At 35.2% G+C, this 4,069-nt stretch carries 7 protein-coding genes; 6 read left to right on the plus strand and 1 reads right to left on the minus strand.

The annotated features are described in order from the left end of the window. Positions 1–21: 21 nt before the first annotated feature. The 6 genes from BTO22_RS13540 to BTO22_RS13565 all read left to right on the plus strand — a co-directional run bounded on the left by BTO22_RS13540 (position 22) and on the right by BTO22_RS13565 (position 3,366). A complete protein-coding gene (locus BTO22_RS13540) occupies positions 22–621 on the plus strand; it encodes a glutathione S-transferase family protein (RefSeq protein WP_105055958.1) in 600 nt (199 codons plus the stop codon). 158 nt (positions 622–779) lie between these two features. Further along, a complete protein-coding gene (locus tag BTO22_RS13545; RefSeq protein ID WP_105055959.1) occupies positions 780–1,610 on the plus strand; it encodes a hypothetical protein in 831 nt (276 codons plus the stop codon). Next, positions 1,597–2,589, plus strand: a complete 993-nt coding sequence (locus BTO22_RS13550; RefSeq protein ID WP_105055960.1) for a DUF1848 domain-containing protein — start codon at positions 1,597–1,599, stop codon at positions 2,587–2,589. The genes BTO22_RS13545 and BTO22_RS13550 overlap by 14 nt, the downstream gene beginning before the upstream one ends. Next, positions 2,582–2,764, plus strand: coding sequence for a hypothetical protein (locus BTO22_RS13555; RefSeq protein ID WP_258132591.1), 183 nt, complete (start codon positions 2,582–2,584; stop codon positions 2,762–2,764). The genes BTO22_RS13550 and BTO22_RS13555 overlap by 8 nt, the downstream gene beginning before the upstream one ends. A 42-nt stretch (positions 2,765–2,806) precedes the next feature. Continuing rightward, positions 2,807–3,061, plus strand: a complete 255-nt coding sequence (locus BTO22_RS13560) for a type II toxin-antitoxin system Phd/YefM family antitoxin (protein WP_012551865.1) — start codon at positions 2,807–2,809, stop codon at positions 3,059–3,061. Continuing rightward, a complete protein-coding gene (locus BTO22_RS13565) occupies positions 3,052–3,366 on the plus strand; it encodes a type II toxin-antitoxin system RelE/ParE family toxin (RefSeq protein ID WP_011263487.1) in 315 nt (104 codons plus the stop codon). Before BTO22_RS13560 ends, BTO22_RS13565 begins: the two co-directional genes overlap by 10 nt. Before the next feature lie 478 nt (positions 3,367–3,844). On the opposite strand, the gene BTO22_RS20030 is transcribed toward BTO22_RS13565, so the two are convergent. After that, entirely contained in the window at positions 3,845–3,991 is a 147-nt protein-coding gene (locus BTO22_RS20030) for a hypothetical protein (protein WP_155643340.1), read from the minus strand. Between the last annotated feature and the right edge of the window lie 78 nt (positions 3,992–4,069).

Consider the following 4,069-nt stretch of genomic DNA (forward strand, 5'->3'; position numbering starts at 1 on the left):
ATATTTTTAAGGAGCAGTATTATGGATATCATTCTTTATAGTGCGATTGGGTCGAATAGTTCGGAGCGAGTGGAATGGGCTCTGAATTATAAATCACTTCCATATAAACGAATTGAAGTTTCTAGTCATGAACTATCAACGAGTTACCTTAAAATCAACCCATTTGGTTATGTTCCTACTATTTCAATTAATGGCATCTTAATCAGTGAATCAATGGCAATAATTGAGTGTTTGGAAGAACATCACCCTAAAAATACGCTTTTTGGGCAAACTTGGGCTGAAAGGGCTGCTATTCGTGAAGTCTGTGAATATGTAAATTCTAGTATTCACGCTCCTCAAAATAGAACTGTATTAAAAGCTTTTCGTCCTGAATTAACTGAAAATGAAAAACGGGAACTTCGAGGTTCTTGGATCGTACAATGCTTAGCTAAATTGTCCCCTAAACTTTGGAATACCTCGAATTTTGCTATTGGTAGCAGTTTCTCAACCGCTGATATTTTTGTAGCTTCAATTTATAAAAAATCATGTCAACACGGTGCGGTTAGACTGGAAGATTACGATAAATATTTAAATTGGCTGAGTGGGGAAGAACAAATATCAGCCTCTGAGCCTAAAATATAACAAATGCATCAACACGATTTACTACACTCGGCAGCTCAGGTTGTCGGGTGTTTCTCGTTTTAAGGCGTCAATATTAAGTATAATTGCATAGTAGTAAACGTGTTATGCAGGCGTTAAATGCTTTGTTGGCGTAATGTAAAATATAAAAGGACTATACAATGGAAGAGTATTTGAAGGGATTAGAAAACGGATTTTTTGACTTGTTAAAAGGTGCCTCCCTTACATATCAAACGTGTTCTATTAGTAATATGGCGCAACCATGCGGTTTTACTTCTAGTCAGTATTCGAATGCTATTTTTCAGAAGGCCTATCTTTTGAAATACGTGCATGCATATGGATTAGACTATAAAAATTTGTACAAAAAATTGGAAAATCTATCACCAACTCTGAATCAGGGAGGTGCTTTAAATATTTTATCGATAGGGTGTGGAGGAGGAATAGATCTAGCAGCAGCAAAAAGTGTTTTTAACAATGCAAATGTAATTTACGTTGGAGTCGATGCTATTTATTGGGATGATCGAGTAGGCATAAACGAACCTGGTGCCAGTTATCATAACTATGGTATTGATAATATTGATGATAGTGTCATATCTTCTGCGGATATTGTGATTTTCCCAAGATCCATAACAGATATTGCTGAGTCATCATTAATTAATTTTGCAGAACGATTAATCAAGCTTAATAAGAATAGCTTTTATATTTTGTGGGCTCATGTACACTCAAATACTTCAGCTAATTCACAACTTAATGACGGAATTGATAGAATTAATGCTATGATAAAAGTTATTGAAAATAGTGAATTGCTCGTCGAACTTGCTGAAGATAGTGAACCCAATGTTAGCGAAAATATAAGCTATAGAAATTATAACGTGAAAGAAGCGTGTAATAATAATTGCTATTATAATAATTGTAATTTTATAGCTGTAAAAAATATTAACGATAAGGGTTACCATCACATCATAAAGGTAATGAAAAGTGAACAAAAGTAAGCAAATTATCAGTGTGAGTAGGAAAACCGATATTCCTGCATTTTACTCTCAGTGGTTCATGGAGCGCATTAGGGAAGAAGTTGTATTGACAAGGAATCCTTTTAATTACAATCAAGTATCATTAATCGATTTGTCACCAGAAAGTGTTCTTTGTTTTGTATTTTGGACTAGAAACCCAAAGCCGTTGATGAAGCATTTAGATTACTTAGATGGAAAGGGTTATAATTACTACTTTCAATTCACAATTACAGGTTATCGAGCTCCACTTGAGGCTAATAATGAACATCCTTTAAAATCAATCGAAACTTTTAAAGCTTTGTCTAAACGCCTTGGCAAGGAAAGAGTCATTTGGCGATATGATCCAATTATTCTCACAAACCTTACGCCAATCAAAGAGCATGTTCGCCTATTTAAAAAAATAGCTTCAGAATTAGGAGGTTACTGTGAACGTGTTGTTATTAGTTTTGCTGATTTGGACTATAGAAAAGCAAAAAATAACTTAAATAAAGTTGATGGACTTATCTACGATGATATTATCAATCACTCTGCTGACTTATCAAAACTATTAGCAGAGCTTTCTAAAATTGCTGAAGATAATTCATTAATCATTGAAACTTGTGCTGAAGATGTTGATCTCAATCAATTTAATATTCATCATGGAAAGTGTATTGATGACAAATTAATTAGTCGTATACTTGGTTTTGATCTTTTTTCTACAAAAGATAAAAGCCAAAGAAAGGCATGTGGTTGTGTCGTTAGTAGAGATATTGGTATGTATGAGACATGTCTTCATGGCTGTCAATATTGTTATGCAACCAATAATCATGAAAAAGCAAAGGAAAACTTCAAAAAGCATAATCGATTTAGTGCATTTTTGCTTGGAGAAGATGACGATTTTAAAGAAAAGATAGCGATTCACAAACAACAGAAAAAATACAAAAAAGATGAAATTCCGACTCAAGGATCGTTGTTTGATTAATGACGATCTAGGCAGTAAGCTGCATTTAACAAATGCATCAACACGATTTGCTACATTCGGCATTCTAGGTTTCTTTGAGTTTACCGTGTTAAGTGGTAAATTTAGGCTTAATCTGCATGGTAGCAAACGTGTTATGCAGGCGTTAAATGAACTGTCTCAATGGATAATTAAGTGATACAATAGTGATACTTTGTTCTTTTGATAATGGAAACTGAATATGAAAGTTGAATTAGTCACTACATTAAAACGTCAAGCAACCAAGATTCTTTCTGAGCTTCATGCTTCAAAAGAACCAGTGTTAATTACAGAGCACGGTCAACCGTCGGCTTATTTGTTAGATGTTGATGATTACGAGTTTATGCAAAAACGAATTGCTATTCTTGAAGGTATTGCTCGCGGTGAAAAAGCAATTTCTGATAATCGTGTAGTCTCTCATGAAGTCGCAAAAGAGAAGATGAATAAATGGCTGTAATTAATTGGACTGAATCAGCATTATTAGATTTGGACGAAATTGCAGAATATATCGCTATTAATAATATCTTAGCGGCTAAGGCGTTAGTTCAATCAGTTTTCCATCGTGTTGAGCGTTTAGAGGATTTTCCATTATCAGGCCGTAGTGTTCCTGAACTTCCTCATTTAGATTATCGTGAAATTGTATTGCCGCCATGCCGTATTTTTTACAAAGTAACCAACGATGATATCGTATATATTCTTTATGTCATGAGGGAAGAGCGCGAGTTGCGCCAATTTGTTCTCAATGACCGTGGTTTGCAGTAAGAGTTCATTTAACAAATGCATCAACACGATTTGCTACACTCGGCGTTGTCAGTTTGCCTTTAGTTTCAGTGATTAAGGCGTTAAAATTCAGCTAGGTCTGTATCGTAGCAAACGTGTTATGCAGGCGTTGTGCGTACTGAGTCCGAAATTTTTTGCACGGTTCGTCAATAGGATCGAGGCTTTTGTAGTTTCGGCTTAGTAAGAGTTCCTTTCTTCTTTATTGCCTTTTGGTTTCCGTATTATCAGGTTCGGCAAATTAGCCCTTATTTTCCTAAGTTCAGGCGTTTCAGCGGCTATTTTACGCTTCAATTGTTCTTTGGTTATGCCTCATTTTAGTTTGCATCAGTGTTTTGCTCGCAGCATTTCCAATCCCAATTGTGGTTAGGATATTTGGTTTATAAGTTCCAAACTAGCTGAAACCAAGTCGTTCAAATGGCGTAAAAAATGTATCTGTTTTCCATTTATTTAATCATGCAATTTAAGAACATTTTGTTCGCTTAATTGCTATCGGTAAATTAGAATCAGGGCTTAGAAAATCTTGGCAGGGCAGTTCTTTACCAAGTTGGCCAAGCCGAAAGTAAGCACGCACAACAATCGCATCAACACGATTTATTACATTCGGCATTCTGGGTTTGCCTTTAGTTTTGTGATTAAGGCAATAAAATTCAGGTTGGTCTGCATGGTAATAAACGTGTTATGCCAG

It is taken from the genome of Aliivibrio sifiae (genome assembly GCF_002954705.1).
Classification (GTDB): domain Bacteria; phylum Pseudomonadota; class Gammaproteobacteria; order Enterobacterales; family Vibrionaceae; genus Aliivibrio; species Aliivibrio sifiae_A.